The following is a 20,004-nucleotide window of genomic DNA, read 5'->3' on the forward strand; positions in this document are numbered from 1 at the left end:
GTCAAAGCGCCACTTGCGCTGCGAGCGATCAAGTCCTTCGAAGTGAATCCGTTCCCAGGTGATCCAACAGAATGATGGAATTGGCCCCGGTCATGGCAAGTATGGTGGAACATCCGTGACTCGACCTGAACCGCAGCGGGTTGCGGATCGTCCGCGATCGCGTCACCAGCATTGGAATGGTCCACTCTGCACCCGCGCCTCTCGTCTCCACCCTGCCTATCGAGGTCGTCCTTCCAGCACTTCGTGACGCTCTTGCGGTCCGTCCGTCGGTTGTTCTCGTGGCACCGCCCGGCGCCGGTAAAACCACCCGGGTGCCGCTCGCCCTCCTCGAAGCACCCTGGTTACGGCCGGCGGACAAGATCATCCTGCTGGAGCCTCGCCGTCTTGCAGCCCGCGGCGCTGCCGAGCGTATGGCCGCGACGCTCGGTGAGAACGTCGGTGAAACCATCGGACTGCGTGTCCGCCTCGGCTCGAAGGTTTCGAGCCGCACCCGAATCGAGGTCGTCACCGAGGGCGTCTTCACCCGAATGATCCTGGAGGATCCGGAACTCACCGGCATCGGCGCCGTCCTGTTCGACGAGTTCCACGAGCGCTCGCTGGATGCGGATTTCGGTTTGGCCTTGGCCCTCGACAGCCAAGGTGCTTTGCGGGAGAATCTTCGCATCCTCGTCATGTCGGCGACGCTTGATGGCGCCCGTGTCGCCACGCTTCTCGGCGGAGCGCCGGTGATCGAATCCGAGGGGCGCGCCTACCCGGTCGAGACCCGATACTCGGATCGAGACCCGAGCCGACGGATCGAGGACGTCGTGGCGGAGGCGATCTTACGGGCGCTGCGGGCAGACCCGGGTTCGGTGCTCGCCTTCTTGCCGGGTCAAGGCGAGATCCGTCGCGTGGCATCTCTTCTGGCCGACCGGGTCGATGCATCTATCGAGGTGGCTCCCCTGTATGGCGCTCTTACGCCTGTCGAACAGGACCGTGCCATCGGCCCCGCGCCGCCCGGCCGGCGCAAAGTGGTGCTCGCCACCAGTATCGCCGAGACTTCGCTGACCATTCAGGGCGTGCGGATCGTCGTGGATTCCGGTTTGTCGCGGGTGCCGATCTACGAGCCTGGCCTTGGCCTGACTCGTCTGGTCACCGCCCGTGCCTCACGCGCCTCGGTCGATCAGCGCCGAGGCCGTGCTGGCCGAACCGAGCCGGGCATCTGTCACCGACTGTGGTCCGAAGCTGCAACAAACGCCCTGGAGCCCTTTACCAGTCCCGAGATTCTGGCGGCCGATCTCTCGGCCCTACTTCTGGATTGCGCAGCCTGGGGTGTCACGGACCCGACGACCCTTGCATTTCTCGACACGCCTCCTGCCCCAGCCCTCGCCGAAGCCCGAGCGATGCTGAGCCACCTCGAAGCGATCGACTCGGATGGTCGCCTGACCAAAACCGGGCGGGCACTGCGCGCACTTCCTCTGCCTCCACGACTCGCCCGTATGGTTGTCGAGGCAGCAGGCTACGACAGGGCTCGGGAGGCAGCAGGCCTTGCAGCCGTGCTGGTCGAGCGGGGGCTCGGTGGCGACGACACCGACGTTAGGTCCCGGCTCGACCGCTACACGCGGGACCGTGGGCAAAGGGCGAGCGACATGCGCCGGCTCGCACAGAGCTGGGTACGACAAGCCAATGCGTTCGCGGGAACCCGTGACCATGCTTCGGTTGGCCTCGACATGAGCGAGGCCGGAACGCTGCTCGCCCTGGCCTATCCCGATCGGGTTGCCCGAGCCCGTGGCCGCGATGGCGAATTCGTCATGGCCAACGGACGAGCTGGACGGGTCGATCCGAGCTCTGCGCTGGCCCGCGAGCCGTTCCTCGTCGTAGCGGAAATCACCGGGACAGCGGCCCAGGCTCGCATTCTTGCTGCGGCTCCGATCTCCCTGGGGGCGATCGAAGCGCTGTTCGGGACTGCAATCGAGGCGAAGACAGAGATCACCTTCGACCGGACGGCACGTGCCCTACGCGCGCGGTCGATGCGACGACTCGGATCAGTGACGCTGGGCGACCACCCGCTGCCTGTGCCGGTGGAGATTGCCGCGGCCGAGATACTCGCCAATGGCGTCGTCGAGATCGGGCTACACGCCCTGCCATGGACGCCGCAACTAACCCAATGGCGCGCACGCCTACGCTTCCTGCGAGAGGCTGACCCCGCGAACTGGCCCGACGTGTCAGACACTCAGCTGCTGGCAGACATCCAGCATTGGTTGGCACCGGAAATCATCGGGCGCACGAGCCTCGACGCCATCACCGCCGACGATCTCGCGCGCGCCCTTCAAGCGTTGCTGCCCTGGGATCGGCGCGCCCGCCTCGACGCGGATGCGCCCACCCATTTCGAAGTGCCAACCGGATCGCGCATCGCACTCGACTATGAGTCCGAGACCGGGCCGGTGCTGGCCGTCCGAGTGCAGGAGCTTTTCGGTCTGGAACGCCATCCGAGTATTGCCGGTGGAAGAATCGCCCTCGTGTTGCATCTGCTCTCACCAGCCTCGCGACCCATCCAGATCACCCGCGACCTTCCAGGCTTCTGGCGTGGATCGTGGAGCGCCGTACGCTCGGAGATGCGCGGGCGCTACCCACGCCATCCCTGGCCGGAAGATCCTGTGGCCGAGCCTCCGACGCGGCGTGTCAAGCCGAGGGGGACATGAGCAAGGAACTTTGTCGCGCCTGGGCTCTGTTCGATCCAAGCGGTCGCCTCTCGGCCCCGGCCTATCGCGGCCTTCTGATGCGTATGATCGTCCTCGGGTTTAGCCTGCTCTGCCTGGGGATCTGGCTCGCAGCCCTTGGCCTCCGCTGGTCGGGTATTCTCGTGGCCGCCGGCACGCTCCCCGTCATCCTGGCAACCTCGATCCAGACAGTCCGACGGCTACATGACCGCAACCGCAGTGGCTGGTGGTTGGGGGCATACATTCTCGCGGAGGCAACCAGCCTTCTGCCGCTCGAGGGGGTGGTCGACAGCTATCCCATCCCGGTCATTGGGCTCGTCCTGGCAATGCTAGGCTTCTTCGTTTGGTTCTTTCTCGAGACGGTCTTTCGATCCGGAAGCCCGGAGGCCAACCGCTACGGCGCAGTCCCATTGGATTGCAAACGGCTCACGCTGCACGCTTCGCTTTGAGGACAATGCGCGCTGCGCTTCGGCTCGGCAGATCATCGTCCGGCAAGCGCATGAGGCTGTCGATCTGCGCCAGAGCCGCCACCTGCGCATCGCGCTCCGAAGCGCCGGCCAGCAAGGGCTCGAGGGCTGCGGCGAGCCGTGGCGCAGTACAGTCGCCCTGAATGAACTCCGGCATCGCGTTGTGGCCCAGGATCAGATTCGGAAGCACGATGGTCGGGACCTGGATCAGGCGTCGCGCGACGGCCTCCTCGATCCGCGAGACCTTGTAGGCAACCACCATCGGAACACCGGCCAAGGCCAGTTCGAGCGTGACCGTACCGGACGCGGCCAGCGCTGCCCGGGCCCGGCGAAACGCGGTATGCTTGGCCGCTTCGCCGTGAACGAGCGTGACGGGATTATCCCAGGCGAGCACCGACCGCTCGATCAAGGCTCGGTGCCGCGTCACCGCCGGCAGCACCGCCTCGATCGGTCCGAAGCGCGCCGTGAGACGCGCCAGCGTGGCCCCGAAGACCGGCATCAGACGCTCGATTTCCGATCGGCGGGAGCCAGGCAGGATCGCCAGGACCGGTGATCCTACGAGGCGTGCCTCGGCTTCGGTGCGGGACGGGCGCAATTCCGAGAGTCGCTCGATCAGCGGATGACCGACATAGGTACAGGCAGGGCCATTCAGGCGTCGGTGTGCCTCTGGTTCGAAGGGCAGAAGGGCGAGGACGTGATCGATGAAGGGGCGCATCTTCGCGGCCCGCCAGGGGCGCCAAGCCCAGACGCTCGGCGACACATAGTCGACGATGGGAAGGTCTGGCATTCTCTTACGGACGCGTGCAGCCACGGCATGCGTGAAACCGGGACTGTCGATGATGACAAGCACATCGGGCCGGGCTTCGATGACGTCACGCACCGTCTGGCGAATACGGCGCAGGAGGGTCCGCAGCCGCGCGGCGACGGGCAGGTAGCCCATGACCGCCACGTCATCGATGGGGAAGAGGGACCGGAAGCCTTCTGCCGCCATCGCCTCGCCGCCGACCCCTCCGAAACGAATCGGGCGATCCGACAACTCACGCAGTCCGCGCATCAGCTTCGATCCGAGTTGATCCCCCGAGTCTTCGCCTGCCACCAGCCAGATGACTCGCTCAGGATGGGGCTCGTTCATGCGTCCGGTCCCGTTCTGGCATCGAGATTCAATCCGACGACGAAGAGGCCTATCCGATCCGCCGCCGCAATCGTCGCTTGGCGATCGATGATCAGCGTGTGGCCAGCCTGGACGGCCACACCTGCGCAACCGGCCGCAGCGGCATTCACCACGGTACGGGGTCCAATTGCCGGCAGGTCGACGCGAAGATCCTGTCCGATCTTGGCGCACTTCACCAGCACGGTGCCGGGCTGCGCGTTGCCGTAACCGAAGGGGCGGCGGCCGAGTCCCCGGGCGCGGGACAGCATTCGGTCGGTGCCTTCAGGTCCCTCGATGGCGAGCGCCCGTTGACCCACCACAACCGTTGCCTGCCCGACATCGTATCGAGAAAGCGTAGACAGCAGAGCCTGGCCGGTTTCGATCGACTCGCGTGAAGCAGCGTCGGGCGCATGCAGGCCGAGTACTCCTTCGGGGCTGAGAAGATCGGGCGCGACTTCGTGGACGCCCATCACACCATGGCCGTGCTCCTCCAGAAGCAGAAGAGCGCTGCGCAGCAGCCGGTCGTCGCCGCCGGCAGAGATCGCCCTCAGGGCGTCGCGGTTCCGTAACGCCGCCGCGGCATTCAGAATCGCGGCGGGGTTCGGCCGAGACACGCCGCCGGCCGGGATGACACAAGCGGGTCCCCATGCCTCGAGGACGGACAGGATACCGGCGATGTCGAGGAGATCGACCGTCGCTTCGGCCCGTCTTCGCATCGCCCGCTCGGCGAACCCGCGAATTGCCAGAACGCGAAATGGGCGCCCGGCGCGGTCGAGCGAGGCCGCCACCAATTCTGGCAGGTGACCGGCGCCCGCCACCAGGACCAATAACGGTGCCCCGGTGATCTGCGCAGCGGGCGCTGGGTTCGCGTTCAAGAGGTGCTCGGCGTCTCGCGCGGGGTACAGAGGGAACGCTTGCCGCCAGCGCGAATGAAAGCAACGATTTCGGCGACGGCGCGGTGACTCTCGAACTCCGCGGCCACGTCTTCCAGACGCTCCATCAGCGTCCCCTCATTGGCAAAGAGAAGGCGATAGGCTCGCCGCAACGTGTGAATATCCTCACGGGCGAAACCGCGCCGCTGCAATCCAATGATGTTCAGGCCGGAGAGGTAGGCGCGGTTCCCGAGCGCCATGCCATAAGGAATGCAGTCATTCTCCAACCCGGAAAGCCCGCCGACGAAGGCATGGGCCCCAACGCGGGCGAATTGGATCACGGCTGCACCACCGCCGAGGATCGCGTAATCGCCAACGCTGCAATGCCCGGCCAGCATGACGTTGTTGGAGAACACGACTCCGTCACCGACGCGGCAATCATGGCCGACATGGGAGTTGGCGAGAAACGTGCACTTGTCGCCCACCGTCGTCTCCAGCCCCCCCCCGGCGGTTCCGGGGTTCATGGTCACGCCTTCGCGGATCACGCAATCGGCGCCGATGGTCAGAACGGAGGCCTCACCCCTGAACTTGAGGTCCTGGGGTGGATGTCCGATCGAGGCGAAGGGATAGAGCTGTGTCCGTGGGCCGATCGTTGTCCGGCCGGCCACCACGACGTGGCTCACGAGTTCGCACCCATCACCGAGAGCGACGGACGGCCCGACATGGCAGAACGGCCCGACCCGGACGCCTTCCCCGAGGATCGCGCCGTCCTCGATCACAGCGCTCGGATGGATCTCGCCGACAGTGCTCACTCGGTCACCAGCATGGCGCCGATCTCGGCCTCGGCCACCAGGGTACCATCCACCCGCGCCTCGCCCCGGAACCACCACATGGTCTTTCGGTGATTGATCTTCGTCATGTGATAGCGAACGGTGTCGCCCGGAACGACGGGTTTGCGAAACTTGCATTTGTCGATGGTCATGAAGAAGACCTGCTTAGCACGCAGTTCGTCGCTCATGATGTGGCGGCAGCAGATGGCCCCTGCGGTCTGAGCCATACCTTCGATAAGAAGGACCCCGGGGAACACTGGCAGCCCGGGGAAGTGTCCTGTGAATTGCGGCTCGTTAATCGTGACATTCTTGATGCCGACGCAGCTGCGGTCTCCGTCGATCTCCACGATCCGGTCGATCATCAGGAAGGGATAGCGGTGCGGCAGCAGTTCCAGGACCTTCTGGATGTCAGCCGAGCCGAGCTCACGCGGCATGTCGTTCATCGATTCGATTACCTCACTGCGCGTCGACGCCCCCGCCGCCCCGCCTCGTTCCTATCAGCCGCCAACTTGGAGGATGCGCCTTCATTCGGCAGAAGCGGACGGGATGCAAGCCCTGCGGATCGAATGGGATACAGTGAAGGATCGCCGGCCTTCGGATCGAGGTGGTAATCCTCTACAGCCTCCATCAGGCGCGTAGCGATCAAAAGATCCCCGATTTGGACAGGTTCGTGCACCGGCTCAGGCTGCGATCATTCAGCTTTGTCGACGCAAATCGGCTGTGATCAGGCCGCTCGCATGGCGCGCGAACGCTATGGAGGAGAGCCCTATTGTTGGGCTTCTCCCAGAGCGCTCGAACCCGCTCTCGCTACGCGCTCTTGGTCCAGTTTGTACCCGCCGAACAGACGCCGTCAGCTCTTCGGTTCGTCGCCGGGCGTCGAACGCTCGGCGAGACGTGCCAGGGTCGTGAGTTCACGGAACCACGCTCGGACCGGCTTCGCGGGTGTCCCCCCCCATCGACTTCCAGGAGGAACGTCCCGGTTCACATTGGACGAACCGGCGATCTGCGATCCCATTCCGATGCGAAGGTGGCCGACGACGCCCACCTGTCCGCCAAGGACAACATAATCCTCAAGGGTGGTCGAACCGGAGATCCCCACGCCCGAGACGATGACGCAGTGCCGACCGATGACGACGTTGTGGGCGATCTGTACAAGGTTATCGATCTTCGTCCCCTCCCCGATGATTGTATCCCGGCTGGCCCCCCGGTCGATCGTCGTATTGGCACCGATTTCGACATCATCCTGGACAATGACCCGGCCGATCTGCGGCACCTTCAGGTGTCCCCCTGGGCCCATCGCGAATCCAAATCCGTCCTGGCCCAAACGTGCGCCGGGATGGATAATCACCCGATTTCCGATCAGCGCATGGGTCAACGTCGCACCGGCCCCGATGGCGCAGTCCCGTCCAATGCGAACGGACTGTCCGATGCTCGCATTGGCGCCGATGATCGTGCCCGAGCCAATCTCCGCACCCGGGCCAATGACCGCACCGGGATCGATTTGTACGCCGGGCTCGAGGCGTGCCTCGGGGTGGATGTGAGCGCCGGGGGCGACACCGGCAGCACCGAAGAGTGAGCCGGGACGCATCGCATCCGGGTGGAGCCGCGCCAATAACCCTGCATAGACCCGATAGGGATCTTTAAGAACCAAACTGATCGTGCCGGAAGGAACACGCGGCGCAAAACGTGGGGAAACGAGGCAGAGCCCTGCACGTGTCTTCGCGAGCGCATCGCCGTAACGGGCATTGTCCATATAGGCGACATCAGACGGCGACGCGGATTCGAGCGGTGCGGCGCCGGTAATCAGGGCATTGGAGTCAGCCGTCGCTGGCAATGAAACGCCAGCAGCCTCGGCGATGGCGCCGAGGCTGAGGGTGGAGGTCGCGGAGAAGAAGATCGGATCTGACATTCGGTCACAACGCGCCGCCTCCCGAAAAGGAGACGGCGCTCTGACTTAGAAGCGTGAGCCGCCGGAGAAGCGGAAGGCCTGGAGCTGATCTTTTCCGACCCGTCCCAGATAGCTGCCGTTCGCGTCGTAGGCCTTCACGCCTTCATCCTTCGAGAGCGCATAAGCATAATCGAAGCGGATCGGTCCGAGTGGCGAATTCCACAGAATCGAAGCACCGACGGATGAGCGGATCGTCATCTTGTCACGAACGTTTACGCACTCGGGCTCAACGCCGATGGTAAGCTGGTTGAAGTTACAGGCACCACCCGGAGCGATACCGTTGATGAAGCTGTCGCCGTTCACATTGAACTGCGTCCGACCGTTATAGCCGAACAGCGTACCAGCATCAGCAAAGACCGCGCCCTTTAAGCCGAGATCACGCGGCACTCCGGGAAGCGGGAACTGAACTTCGACGGTTCCGCCGAAGTAGGTCGAACCACCGATCGCGTTGGAGCGGCTGTCGCTGATGCCGACGTCACGCGGCCCGATGCCGTTCGGCGCGAAGCCGCGGACGAGCGACGGTCCAAGGAAGAACTGGTCGGTGATCCGCAGCGGCTGGTCGTTCAGAGCTGAGATGTGACCGCCCTGGAACCGGACGAAGCCGACCACGTCCTCGTAGAACTCCTTGTAATAGCGGGCATCGCCCGTCACGCGGAAGAACTTCGAGTCGCCACCGAGACCCGCGAGATCAGGCTTCAGTTCGGCGTAGAGGCCGTTCCGCGGCGAACCGAGGTTGTCGAGGGTCGAGTAGGCGAGCGTAAGTCCAGCAAGGGAGGTCAGGGTGTTGCCCTGCGATCCCTTCAACGCGATCGAGGCTTCACCGTCGAGGGCGCAAGCCGGATAGATCGACTGTCCGCCGACATTCCGCGTCGGATCCCCCGGGTTAAGACCAGGCAGCGTTGCATTTGCGGCGTAAGTCGCCGTGTAGCCCGCGATGGGGTTAGAGCAGTCGTTATACGGCCGCTTGACGGTATTCGGAACCTTGAGTTCCGTATTGTAGACCGAGTAGCGGAGCGTAATGCCGAACTCCTCGGTAATCGGCAGGCCGACACGAAGCTGACCACCGTAAACCGTGGTCTCGTAACGCGAGTAACGGGTCTGGTCGCTGTACTTGTAGAAGGCATCGAAACCCGCAGCGAGACGGTAGCCGAGGAAGTACGGTTCCGTGAACGAGAAGTCGAAACCGCGCGAGTACTGACCACCGGTACCAGCGACACGGACGTACTGACCACGACCCAGGAAGTTCGATTCGGAGACCGAGACCTCGCCGATGATACCGTCCTGGGTGGAGTAGCCGCCAGCCACCGAGAACGAACCCGTGGGCTGATCCTCGACATCAATGTTGATGATCACGCGGTCGGCAGAGGAACCCGGCTCGTTCGAGAAGCGAACCTTCTTGAAGAAGCCCAGACCGTTCAGGCGGCGCTCGGCGCGATCGGTGAGCACCCGGTTATAGGCGTCACCTTCGGTGATATCGAGCTCGCGGCGAATGACGTAGTCGCGGGTCCGAGTGTTACCGCGGATGTTGATGCGCTCGACATAGACGCGCGGACCATCCTCCACCACGAAGCCAAGAGCCACGGTGTGGGTTGCACGGTCGCGCTGGCCGGTGGGGCGCACCTGCGCGAAGGGATAGCCCTGGCGGCCGACCTGATTGGTCACGCCGTTAAGAGTCCGCTCCACGTCCTCGGCATTGTAGACGTCGCCGACCTGGGACCGAATCTCGCCGTCCAATGTCTGCGTATCCAGACCCGGCAGACGGGAATCGATCGCTACCGCACCGACGCGATACTGTTCGCCTTCGTCGACAGTGACGGTGATGACCCAACCGGCATCTCCCTCGCCCTCGACATAGCGCGCATCGGCGTTGACGACCCGGAAATCGGCGTAGCCATTCTTTAGGTAGTAGCGCCGGACAATGTCGAGGTCGTTCGTGATACGGTCCGGATCGTAAACGTCAGATGTCTTGATGAAGCTGAGGAAGTTCATCTCGGACGACGACATCAGCTCCCGGAGCTTGGATTCCGAGTAGGCACTATTCCCAACGAAATTGATCGCCTTGATACCCGTCTTGTCACCTTCCTCGATGACGTAGATCACGTCGAGCCGACCATTCGGCAGGTCGACGGTCCGATAGGTCACCTTGGCCGTACCGCGACCGGCGCGACGATAGACTTCCTTGATGCGCTGAATATCGGCCTGAACAACAGCCTCGCTGAAAGCGCCGCGCGCTTTGGCCTCGACCTCGCCCTCAAGGGTCGCTTTCTCGATCTTCTTATTACCCTCGAACACAACCCGATTGATGAGGTTGTTCTCACGGACGCTGACGACGGTGCTGGCGCCGCTGCGAGAGACCTTCACATCGGAGAACATGCCGCTCGCCAGCAGGTTGCGGCGGGCTTCCTCGGGGGAGCCGGAGGCGGTGCCGGTCACATAGGACCGGATGGTGTCGGCATCGACACGCTTGTTTCCCTGAACGACGATCTGCTGCGCCTGGGCGGTTCCACCGAGAACGAGGCCAGCGGCCGCCGCGGCGACTAGGACGATGGTCTGTTCCACCGACTTACGCCGGCGCTTCCCCGTCATCGACATCATGTAATCGCCCGTCTCTTTATATCTTCAGCGCGAGTTTGCACCCGCAGTCAGGCGTCCGTTTTCCGGACGTCCTGACACCTGGTCCCAAGCTCAGCTTCTATCGGGATTCCTGCGTTAAGGAAACGCCGGCAGGTCCCGCACTCTGGGGATTTTGGGGAGACGTGGCCTTCCGGTCACTTAACGCCCCGGACCGATCATCGAATAGGGTCAACAAACGGTTGCACGCGAAACGCAAGGTTCCGCGCGCAATGGGGATTGTGGTTAAGATCGAGGCGTTTGCGTGTCTCGCAACGGGACCGCCGTCACAGTCCTCAGGTCAGGCGCAAGATCAGGTGGACAAGCTCAGGTCCCACGTGCGCCCCAGGATGCACCGAGGTTGAGGATATCGTTCCACGCAGCGAACAGCATGAGGAACAAAACCAGAGCCAGGCCGATCCGGAAACCGATTTCCTGTGCCCTCTCGCTCAAGGGCCGGCCGCGAATCGCTTCGAAGGCGTAAAACAACAGATGCCCCCCATCCAGCAAGGGTACGGGGAACAGGTTCAGCAGCCCGATCGAGACAGAGAGCAGCGCGATCAGGCCGATCAGACCGCCGATACCACCGACCTTTGCGACTTCGCCCGAGACCCGCGCGATCCCGATGGGGCCCGATAGCTGGTCGGGGGATTCTCGTCCGGTCACGAGCTTGCCGATATAGTCTATGGTGCGGTCAACGACGAAATAGGTCTCGTAGACGCCCAGGCCCACCGACTGCAGAGGGCCGTAGTGCACAAGTTTCGCCTCTGTCCCCTTCGGCCCCTGGATGCCGAGCCGCCCGAAACGATGACGCCCGAACGGGGTCACGTCCTCCTTGCTCTCCGGCACGGCGACCAGTTCCCTGGTCTCACCGCCACGTTCGACCGTGAAGGTCAGGCTGGAACCTGCGGCACCCGAAACCGTGCGCTGCATGTCGGTGAAGCTAACGATCTTCGATCCGCCGATGGCCCGGATCACGTCGCCGGGTTCGAATCCGGCGCGGGCCGCGGCACTGTCTGGGATCACGGCCTCGACACGGGCAGGGGTCTCGTAACGGCCACCGAAATAGATCGCGCCGGAGAACAGGACGATGGCGAGGATGAAATTAGCGATGGGCCCAGCCGCTACGATCGCGGCCCGCTTCGGCAACGGTTGGGTCGGAAAGCTGATGGCACGCTCCCGTGCCGTCATCCGTGCCACCGCTTCCGGGTCGGGAACGCTGGCGCCGTTGGCATCACCGTGAAACTTGACGTAACCGCCGAGGGGAATGGCTGAGAGTTTCCATCGCGTCCCATGGCGATCGTTAAAGCCGAACAGTTCCGGTCCGAAGCCGAGGGAGAACGCGTGAACGCCGACCCCGCACCAGCGGCCGACCAGGAAATGCCCCATCTCGTGGACGAACACGACGATGCTCAGCACGATCAGGAAGGGAATCACCGCACCTAAGAAACCGGTTGCCGTGCCGCCCATGGCATTCAGGAAATCCATACGTCGATCCTCTCGGCCTCTCGCGGGGCCGTCGTCCCGCTGTAGCAGATCGGATGCGTCGAACGCGAACGCAAACCCGGCGGACGTGATTCGAGGTCGCAGCAGAACACTTTCGTCGGTCTATCCCCGCATTCCCAGCCCGTTGGTAAAGGGCATCTGCCTCAATGGCCGCCCCCTGCCCCCGCTGCCGCACGCGGCCGCCGAATAAACGGTACGGCACAAGCCATCGCCACGAACAGGAAGGTCAGCACCAGGAACACGTCGGCGAAGCCCATCACCAATCCCTGGAGACGAACCGTGTTCATCATCGCTTTCAGAGCCATCGCGTCCGCACTGCCACCGAACCCCTCGAATTGCCGGCGCGTCATCTCAAGTCGTTCAAGGACAGCGGTGTTCGTCCAGGTGAAGCGTTCGTGCAGCCGGGCGAGGTGGAGGTCCCAGCGGTCGTTCAACACGGTGTTGATCAGCGCGAGGCCAACGGCGCCACCGAGGTTGCGGGTGAGATTGTAGAGCCCGGACGCGTTCTTCATCCGCGCCGGCGGCAGCGTTCCAAGAGCGATGTTGTTGATCGGAATCATGCACAGCATCAGCGAGCAACCGCGCAGGACCTGCGGCACCAGCAATTCCCAGAAGTCCCAGTCCTTGGTCAAGCCGGTGACCGTCCAGGTCCCGGTGGCGAAGCCGAGGAAGCCGAGCCCCATCATGATGCGGGGATCGACCTTCCCCGAGAAACGGCCCGCGATGGGAGCTGTCGCAAACATGCACAGCCCTGAGACGAACATCGTCTCGCCGATCTGCAGTGCAGAGTAGCCGCGCACTCGTCCGAGATAGACCGGGTAGAGGTAGGTCAGACCGTAGAGGCCGATGCCGAGGACGAAGCTGAAGATGCAGCCGGCGGTAAAATTGCGGTCGGAGAAAGCGCGCAGATCGACAATCGGCTCGGCGGCCGTGAAGGCGCGCCAGAAGAAGGCCGGCCCTGCGATGAGACAGACCACGGCGCTCGCGAACACTGCCTCGTCGGCCAACCAGTCGTGGTTCGGCCCTTCTTCCAGTACGTATTCGAGGCAGCCGAGCATCAGCGCCATAAAGACAAGGCCGAACCAGTCGAAGCGCTTAAACAAGGCAAGGTTCGGTTCATCGAAATCGACCAGTAGATAGGTCGAGACCGTCACAAAGATGCCTGGCACGACGTTGACGAGGAAAAGCCAGTGCCAGTCGAACAGATCGGTGAGGTAGCCGCCGACTGTCGGCCCGATCGTGGGAGCAAGCGTCGCAACCAGTCCGATCATCGGGGAGACGATGGAGCGCTTCGAGGGCGGAAAGATCGTAAAGGCCGACGCGAAGACCGTCGGAATCATACCGCCGCCAATGAAGCCTTGAGCGGCGCGCCAAATGATCATCTCATTGATCGAGGTCGATGTCGCGCACATCAGGCTCATCAGCGTGAAGCCACCGGCCGAGATCACGAACATCCACCGCGTGGACACCACCCGCGACAAGAAGCCGGAGAGTGGGATCGAAATCACCTCGGCGATGAGGTAACTGGTCTGGACCCAGGGAATTTCATCACCCGAGGCCGAGAGACCAGCCTGGATCTCAGCCAGGGAAGCCGAGACGATCTGAATGTCCAGGATCGCCATGAACATCCCGAACACCATGCATACGAATGCCACCATTCGGCGGCGATCGAGCGGCGGCTCGGTGGCCATCGCGGATGGCCCCGGGACGGCATCAGCGGTCATGGGCGTCTCTAGCGCCGTGAAGCCGTGCGCACGGGATTGTCCCCGCCAGCCGATCCACTACCCTCTCGAGTATCCACCCGAACGGTGACCGACAGGCCGGGACGCAGAATTCCCTCGCTCGCGACCTCCGCCGGTACGTGCACCCGCACCGGCAGGCGCTGGACGATCTTCGTAAAATTGCCGGTGGCGTTGTCGGGAGGCAGCAGGCTGAAAACCGAACCGGAAGCGGGCGAAAGCGACTCGACCTCGCCCAGAATGTCGCGATCGGGATAGGCATCCACTGCGATATGGACGCGCTGGCCTGGGTGCATACGCTCGACCTGCGTCTCCTTGAAATTGGCGTCGATGCGAACGCTCTCGAGGGGGACCAGGGCAGCGATGCGAGAGCCTGGCGCGACATAGGCGCCAGCCTCCACGGCCTTGTTGCCGACGACGCCGTCGAAGGGCGCTCGAATCGTCGTGAATGCGAGATCGCGAGCCGCCCCCGCCTCGGCCGTGTGCAGTTCGGCGGCCAGCCCCTCAGCCTCCTGGGCCTGCGCCCGAAGCACCTCGACATTGGCGCGCATCGCAACCAGCGAGGCTTCGGCCCCCTTCACCGCGGCGTCGGTCCGGTCGCGGTCGGCTCGCGCCTGTTCGATGCGTGCCTTAGCGACGAAGTCGACCTTCTCGAGCTGTTGCTGGCGGGCGTAATCGGCCGCTGCTCGTACCGCATCGGCCTTGCACGCGTCGATTTGAGCCGAGGCCTGGAGCATTTGCGCCTGCGCGGCTTCGACCTGCCGGCCGATGCGGACGATGGCTGCTTGCTGGGTTACCAGCTTGTCATGCGCCGCCTGGGCGGCAAGGCGGTAGTCGCCGTCGTCGATCCGCGCGATCACATCACCCTTGTGCATCATCTGCCCATTCACGACCGGCACTGCCGCAAGATAGCCGGGGACCTTGGCGGCAAGCACCGAAATGTCGGCCTGCACGTAGGCGTCGTCGGTCGTCACAAAGAAGCGTCCCACCGTCCACCAATGATGCGCCTTGTAGGCTGCGCCACCGAGGCCGGCGAGCAACAGGGTGGCAAATACCAGCTTGCGCGCGCGCCGCAGCCTGTCTGTCGGCTCCGTCGCGATCAGTGCTGGCGTCTTTGGCACAAGCGGGACGGCCGCTGAGAACTTCCCAGTCATCCCGCCGGCATCGAGCTCAGGCGGCTTGGGCGAATATGCGTCGTCTTCGCGCAAGCTCATGGCGAAAATCCTGACCTCCGCGGAAATGACCGAACCGTTCGGTCATTTCTGAGACTGCGCATGCTGAGCTGAGACTGCACATGCTGGCGCTTTCCAAGAAATTTAGATATTCTGACTGAACCGTTCGGTCAATCAGGATCAGCTTCATGACGACCGTAGAAGCCCCCATGGATGGGCGTGAGCGCGCCTTGCCGGAAACCGACAAGCGTCGGCAGATCCTCGACGGCGCCCGTGCGGTCTTCATGGCCTCCGGCTTCGACGGAGCAAGCATGGGCGAGATCGCCAAAGCGGCTGGCGTCTCAAAGGGAACGCTCTACGTCTACTTCGACAGCAAGGAAGCTCTATTCGAGGCGCTGGCGCTGGCCGAAAAGCGCGGGCTTGCCGAGGTGCTGTTTCGCCTCGATGCCGACGATCCCGATGTACGAGGCGTGCTCACGCGGCTGGGACTGAGTTATCTCACCGAAATGGTCAGGCCGGAGCACATCACCGTAATTCGGATGGTCATCGGTGCCTGCGAGAAATTCCCGCGCCTTGGCCAAGCTTTCTTCGAGGCTGGCCCTGTGCAGGGTACGACCCGGCTCGCCGCTTACCTTGATGCGCAGGTGGCGGCAACGCGCCTCCGCCCAGCGGACACCAACCTCGCCGCGCGCCAATTCCTTCAGATCTGTCAGGCCGGTTTGCTGACCCGGCTCCTGTTCAACGCCGGCGACAGGGTCGTCCCAGCAGAGATCGAACACAATGTTCGAGAGGCGGTGCGCGTGTTTCTGGAGGGCTACGGCCCAGAAAGCTGACAGCCTCGCTCAGGCCGCCGCGAGGGCCTGGCTGCTCCAACGCCGAACCTCGGCGTCGATGGCCAGGGCCGCGTCGACATTCTCGGGTGCGGTCCTGTATTGGCCGGCGAAGTGTTCACAGGCGCGTTCAACAAGATCGGCGATGCCGTAGAAACCGATGGCACCCTGGATGAACGCCGACACCGCAATTTCGTTGGCAGCGTTCATCACGGTCGGCGCCGCGCCGCCGGCGGCAAGGGCCGCACGGGCAATGCGCAGGCAGGGGAAGCGCACCTCATCGGCTGCTTCGAAGGTCAGGCTGCCGGCGGCCGCGAGGTCGAGATGACGTCCGCGTGCGATCGACAAGCGCTCGCCGAGCCCGAGGCAATGGGCGATCGGCACGCGCATGTCTGGCATGGCCAAGCCCGCCGTCACCGCGCCGTCCCGCCAGTAGACGAGACCGTGCACGATGGATTGCGGGTGAACGATCACGTCCAGACGATCGGGCTCGAGGGCGAAGAGATGGTGCGCCTCGATCAACTCCAGCCCCTTGTTCATCAGGGAGGCGGAATCGATGTTGATCTTCATGCCCATCGACCACGTCGGATGGGCAGCCGCCTCCGTTGGGGAAGCATTCGCAATACGCTCACGGGTCCAGGTTCGGAACGGGCCGCCGGAGGCCGTGATCGTCATCTTAGCCACATCGTCGAGGCGGCCGTCACCGAGAGCTTGAGCCAAAGCGTTGTGCTCGGAATCCACTGGCAGCAGAGTAGCTCCGTAGCGCTTGGCGTCCCGCATGAAGGCGTCGCCGGCGCAGACGAGGCTTTCCTTGTTGGCAAGTGCCACCGTACGGCCGAGCTTCAGCGCCTCATGCGTGGGCCGCAGGCCCGCAGCTCCGCTTACCGCTGCCACGACGATATCGGCATCCCGTGCCACCGCCTCTAGCACGGCACCCTCCCCGGCTCCGTTGCGGATCCCAGTGTGACCGAGCGCGTCGCGTAGGGCCGGACCGGCGGCTTCATCGGCGAGTGCCACAAAATCCGGCTGCAGGTTACCTGCGAGCCGAACAATGGCGTCGATATCGCGCCCGGCTACAAGGCTGCCGATGCGAAAGCGGTCCGGATGCTGAAGCAACAAGTCGATGGTCGATTGGCCGATGGAGCCTGTGGCGCCGAGAATGGTGACGGTCAGCAACGGGAGGGTCCTTCAGGGCGCGACAAAGCGGCGTACGATAAGATAGAAACCAGCGAGGATGGCGACGGCGAAGAACCCGTCGAGACGGTCCATGACACCACCGTGTCCGGGAATCGCACGGCCCGAATCCTTCACGCCGTACCGGCGTTTGAGGGCGGACTCAACGAGGTCACCGCCTTGGCTGAGAACCGAGGCTGTGGCGCTTAGGAGGGCGACGACGGCAAGCGATGTCGTCGAAAGACTGCTCCAGCCATGGTCTCGGGCGATCAGCACGAGCGCTACTCCAGCGAGCGTTCCTGCGGCCAGCCCACCGATGGCACCGGACCACGTCTTCTTCGGGCTGACCCGCGGCATCAGCTTCGGGCCGCCGAATGTCCGCCCCGTGAAGTAGGCGATGATATCGGTGGACCAGACCACGGCGAACATCCAGGCGGGACCCAGAATCCCGATCCCGGGATCATCGCGCAGAGCTGTCGGCACCAGAGCGATCACAGCGGCGCTGGCGAGACCGCCCAAGGCACGAAGGCGTCCGGCAGGTTCCTTCGCGATGGCCGTCAGGAGACTGGCCCCAACGAGTCCCACCAAGGTCATTGGCAGCGGAGCAACGTCGCCGTGAAGACAGAGAACGAGGCCGAATAGGGTTGCGGCCGTCACCGAGAGAACGAAGCGCCGCGGCGCGATCGCGCTCATGCCGATCCACTCGGCGGCAAACACGATGCCTGCGGCGAGCCAGATCATTGCGAAGGGCCAGCCGCCAAGGATCAGCGCCGATACGACGATAGCGCCGAGCAGAATTGCCGAGACGAGACGAGCGCGGAACTCTCGGCTGGCAAAAAGTCCACGCCGGGAGGCGGGAGCCGCCTCTTCAGGCACCACGATTACCCGACCTTGCCGCTCAGGCCGCCGAAGCGGCGGTCACGGCGATGATATTCCTCGATTGCAGCTTGGAACGCCGCATGATCGAAGTCTGGCCAGAATTCAGGGACGATCACGTATTCCGCATAAGCTGTCTGCCAGGTCAAGAAATTCGACAACCGCTGCTCCCCCGAGGTGCGGATGACGAGATCCGGATCCGGTATCCCGGTGGTGTCGAGGGCGCCGGTCAGGACATCCAGATCGATGGCGTCCGGCGCAAGGGCGCCTTCGGCCACGGACCGTGCAAGATTTCGAACCGCCCGAAGGATTTCCTGACGACCGCCATAGTTGAAGGCCACGATCAACGTGAGCCCGGTATTAGCCTGCGTGCGGCACTCCGCTTCGTCCAGGAGCCCAGCAATGTCGGAACTGAGTCCCTCACGCTCGCCGATGATGCGGACCCGAACGTTGTTCCCGTGCAGGTCGGCGAGATCGCGGCGGACGAAAAGCTTCAGTAAGCCCATGAGGTCGGCGACCTCGGCCGGCGGCCGGCGCCAGTTCTCGGATGAGAAGCTGTAGATGGTCAGGTAGTGCACGCCGAGTTCGATGGCCGAACGCACCGCGCGCCGGACCGCGTCGACACCACGGCGATGACCTTCGACGCGCGGTAGGCCACGACTTGCCGCCCAGCGACCATTCCCGTCCATGATGATGGCGACATGAGCCGGCGCGGTTTGCAGACCCGTCTTGGATTGATGAGAGCCTGCATAGACCGTCGCGGCACCATCCGCGGGATCACGACTAGACGATTCAACGCCGTGCACCCTTGCCGCCTCGATCTGACGCGCGCCTTCTGAGCGACCCAACGCGCTTCTCCCCCAACCGTCTTTCGTGTCGATCACACGTGATCTCGAACCCGGCCCAGCGAATCCTAGACCTGCATGATCTCCTTCTCCTTGGCGGCGAGCACACCGTCGATCTCAGCAATGAACTGATCGGTGGCCTTCTGGACTTCGCCGGCCTGACGCTTCTCATCATCCTCGCTGATGGCGCCGTCCTTCTCCAGCTTCTTCAGATGGTCGAGCCCATCACGCCGGACATGGCGGACCGCAACGCGAGCCTCCTCCGTGTACTTGTGCGCGACCTTGACCATTTCCTTGCGGCGCTGCTCGTTCATCTCAGGAACACGCAGGCGGATGGTCTGACCTTCGGTTTGCGGATTCATGCCCAAGTCAGATTCCCGTATGGCCTTCTCGACAGCACCGATCATGCCGCGATCCCAGACCGAGATGCTGAGAAGGCGGGGCTCGGGAACGCTCACGGTTGCGACCTGGGCCATCGGCATCATGGCACCGTAGGCATCGACCTGGATCGGATCGAGGATGCTCGGCGTGGCGCGGCCGGTACGGAGCGACCCGAGATCGCCCTTCAGCGAGGCTACGGCACCCTGCATACGGCGCTTGATGTCATTCAGGTCGAATTCTGGAATGGCTGCCATGCTGGACTATCCCGACGCGAACTAGGGGAAATTGGGGGCCGAGCCGCGAAGGCTCGTTCGTGCGCCTCAATGAACCAAAATCAGAGAGGCCGCAAATGGGGCTACGGCGCTTATGCGTCGGGGTCAGCCCGAAGCAGAATCCATCGGAGCCGTCCCACCTCGTCATAAGACCCAGACCGATCAATCCGCGGCGACTGCAAGAATTGCGGTCGCGAAAGCTGTCGTGATCCGGAACAGCTTGCGACATTCATCATAGGCACTCAGCTCATGAATTCAGCGGCTTCTCGGCTAGAGATACCCTTCCAGCTCCAGGCAAGAGCGTCGAATTTTGAACATGTCATTCCGTCGGACTCATGCAGATAGCGCCGTCAACCAAGCAAACGCACCCCGTCATTTGAGGAAAAATTGTTCGATAAAATCAGCGACCTTGATGGCATTGATCGAAAAGAGTGCTGCGAGGCATCAGCGCTGAAATGATCGACAAGATTTCTGATTGCCGTCGCTGCGTGTCTACCCTCGCGCCATGTCAGTCGTGGTCTAGGGTCTGAACTCGATCAGCACCAGAAGGCGATGACGGCAGCGAGTGCGACGGCCGAGGCGTAGTTTCGGGCCAGCTTGTCGTAGCGGGTGGCGATGCGACGGAGGTCTTTCA

Annotated in this window: 16 protein-coding genes and 1 pseudogene; 3 read left to right on the forward strand and 14 right to left on the reverse strand. The window is 63.5% G+C overall.

Features of this window, described 5'->3' with window-relative positions:
- Positions 1-176 precede the first annotated feature (176 nt).
- Positions 177-2,681, forward strand: coding sequence for an ATP-dependent helicase HrpB (hrpB, locus tag ASF60_RS20700; protein WP_056189713.1), 2,505 nt, complete (start codon positions 177-179; stop codon positions 2,679-2,681).
- Complete coding sequence (locus ASF60_RS20705; protein ID WP_056189600.1) at positions 2,678-3,148, forward strand: DUF805 domain-containing protein; 471 nt, start codon at positions 2,678-2,680, stop codon at positions 3,146-3,148. The genes hrpB and ASF60_RS20705 overlap by 4 nt, the downstream gene beginning before the upstream one ends.
- On the opposite strand, the gene lpxB is transcribed toward ASF60_RS20705, so the two are convergent.
- From lpxB to ASF60_RS20750, 9 genes are all read right to left on the reverse strand, one after another.
- Entirely contained in the window at positions 3,126-4,298 is a 1,173-nt protein-coding gene (lpxB, locus tag ASF60_RS20710) for a lipid-A-disaccharide synthase (protein WP_056189603.1), read from the reverse strand. The two genes, ASF60_RS20705 and lpxB, sit on opposite strands and share 23 nt — an antisense overlap.
- A complete protein-coding gene (locus tag ASF60_RS20715; protein WP_244478526.1) occupies positions 4,295-5,191 on the reverse strand; it encodes an LpxI family protein in 897 nt (298 codons plus the stop codon). Before ASF60_RS20715 ends, lpxB begins: the two co-directional genes overlap by 4 nt.
- Positions 5,188-6,000, reverse strand: coding sequence for an acyl-ACP--UDP-N-acetylglucosamine O-acyltransferase (gene lpxA, locus ASF60_RS20720; protein WP_056189606.1), 813 nt, complete (start codon positions 5,998-6,000; stop codon positions 5,188-5,190). The genes ASF60_RS20715 and lpxA overlap by 4 nt, the downstream gene beginning before the upstream one ends.
- The gene (fabZ, locus tag ASF60_RS20725) at positions 5,997-6,452 is read right to left on the reverse strand and encodes a 3-hydroxyacyl-ACP dehydratase FabZ (RefSeq protein WP_443136787.1); all 456 of its coding nucleotides are present in this window, start codon (positions 6,450-6,452) and stop codon (positions 5,997-5,999) included. The genes lpxA and fabZ overlap by 4 nt, the downstream gene beginning before the upstream one ends.
- 416 nt (positions 6,453-6,868) lie before the next feature.
- Complete coding sequence (gene lpxD, locus ASF60_RS24085; RefSeq protein WP_082508108.1) at positions 6,869-7,927, reverse strand: UDP-3-O-(3-hydroxymyristoyl)glucosamine N-acyltransferase; 1,059 nt, start codon at positions 7,925-7,927, stop codon at positions 6,869-6,871.
- A 45-nt stretch (positions 7,928-7,972) separates the two neighbouring features.
- Positions 7,973-10,561, reverse strand: coding sequence for an outer membrane protein assembly factor BamA (gene bamA, locus ASF60_RS20735; RefSeq protein ID WP_056189616.1), 2,589 nt, complete (start codon positions 10,559-10,561; stop codon positions 7,973-7,975).
- Positions 10,562-10,903: 342 nt separating this feature from the next.
- Positions 10,904-12,064: an RIP metalloprotease RseP gene (gene rseP / locus ASF60_RS20740; RefSeq protein ID WP_056189620.1), complete on the reverse strand. Its 1,161-nt coding sequence runs from the start codon at positions 12,062-12,064 to the stop codon at positions 10,904-10,906.
- Positions 12,065-12,225: 161 nt separating this feature from the next.
- Positions 12,226-13,806: a DHA2 family efflux MFS transporter permease subunit gene (locus ASF60_RS20745; protein WP_056189622.1), complete on the reverse strand. Its 1,581-nt coding sequence runs from the start codon at positions 13,804-13,806 to the stop codon at positions 12,226-12,228.
- Between the two features lie 8 nt (positions 13,807-13,814).
- Positions 13,815-15,035: an HlyD family secretion protein gene (locus tag ASF60_RS20750; protein ID WP_056189625.1), complete on the reverse strand. Its 1,221-nt coding sequence runs from the start codon at positions 15,033-15,035 to the stop codon at positions 13,815-13,817.
- A 146-nt stretch (positions 15,036-15,181) separates the two neighbouring features.
- On the opposite strand from ASF60_RS20750, the gene ASF60_RS20755 reads away from it, so the two are divergent.
- Entirely contained in the window at positions 15,182-15,826 is a 645-nt protein-coding gene (locus ASF60_RS20755) for a TetR/AcrR family transcriptional regulator (protein WP_056189628.1), read from the forward strand.
- Positions 15,827-15,835: 9 nt separating this feature from the next.
- Here ASF60_RS20755 and dxr read toward each other — a convergent pair whose 3' ends face one another.
- The 5 genes and pseudogenes from dxr to ASF60_RS24825 all read right to left on the reverse strand — a co-directional run.
- Entirely contained in the window at positions 15,836-16,999 is a 1,164-nt protein-coding gene (gene dxr, locus ASF60_RS20760) for a 1-deoxy-D-xylulose-5-phosphate reductoisomerase (RefSeq protein ID WP_056189631.1), read from the reverse strand.
- A gap of 12 nt (positions 17,000-17,011) precedes the next feature.
- Positions 17,012-17,872 carry a phosphatidate cytidylyltransferase gene (locus tag ASF60_RS20765; RefSeq protein WP_443136785.1) on the reverse strand — a complete coding sequence of 287 codons (861 nt, stop codon included), beginning with the start codon at positions 17,870-17,872 and terminating at the stop codon, positions 17,012-17,014.
- 5 nt (positions 17,873-17,877) lie between these two features.
- Entirely contained in the window at positions 17,878-18,720 is an 843-nt protein-coding gene (locus tag ASF60_RS20770) for an isoprenyl transferase (RefSeq protein WP_082508110.1), read from the reverse strand.
- Between the two features lie 65 nt (positions 18,721-18,785).
- The gene (frr, locus tag ASF60_RS20775; protein WP_056189640.1) at positions 18,786-19,352 is read right to left on the reverse strand and encodes a ribosome recycling factor; all 567 of its coding nucleotides are present in this window, start codon (positions 19,350-19,352) and stop codon (positions 18,786-18,788) included.
- A gap of 554 nt (positions 19,353-19,906) precedes the next feature.
- Positions 19,907-20,004, reverse strand: a pseudogene (locus tag ASF60_RS24825) (IS5/IS1182 family transposase); the annotation flags it as partial.

The organism is Methylobacterium sp. Leaf113 (assembly GCF_001423325.1).
In the GTDB taxonomy this organism is placed as follows: domain Bacteria; phylum Pseudomonadota; class Alphaproteobacteria; order Rhizobiales; family Beijerinckiaceae; genus Methylobacterium.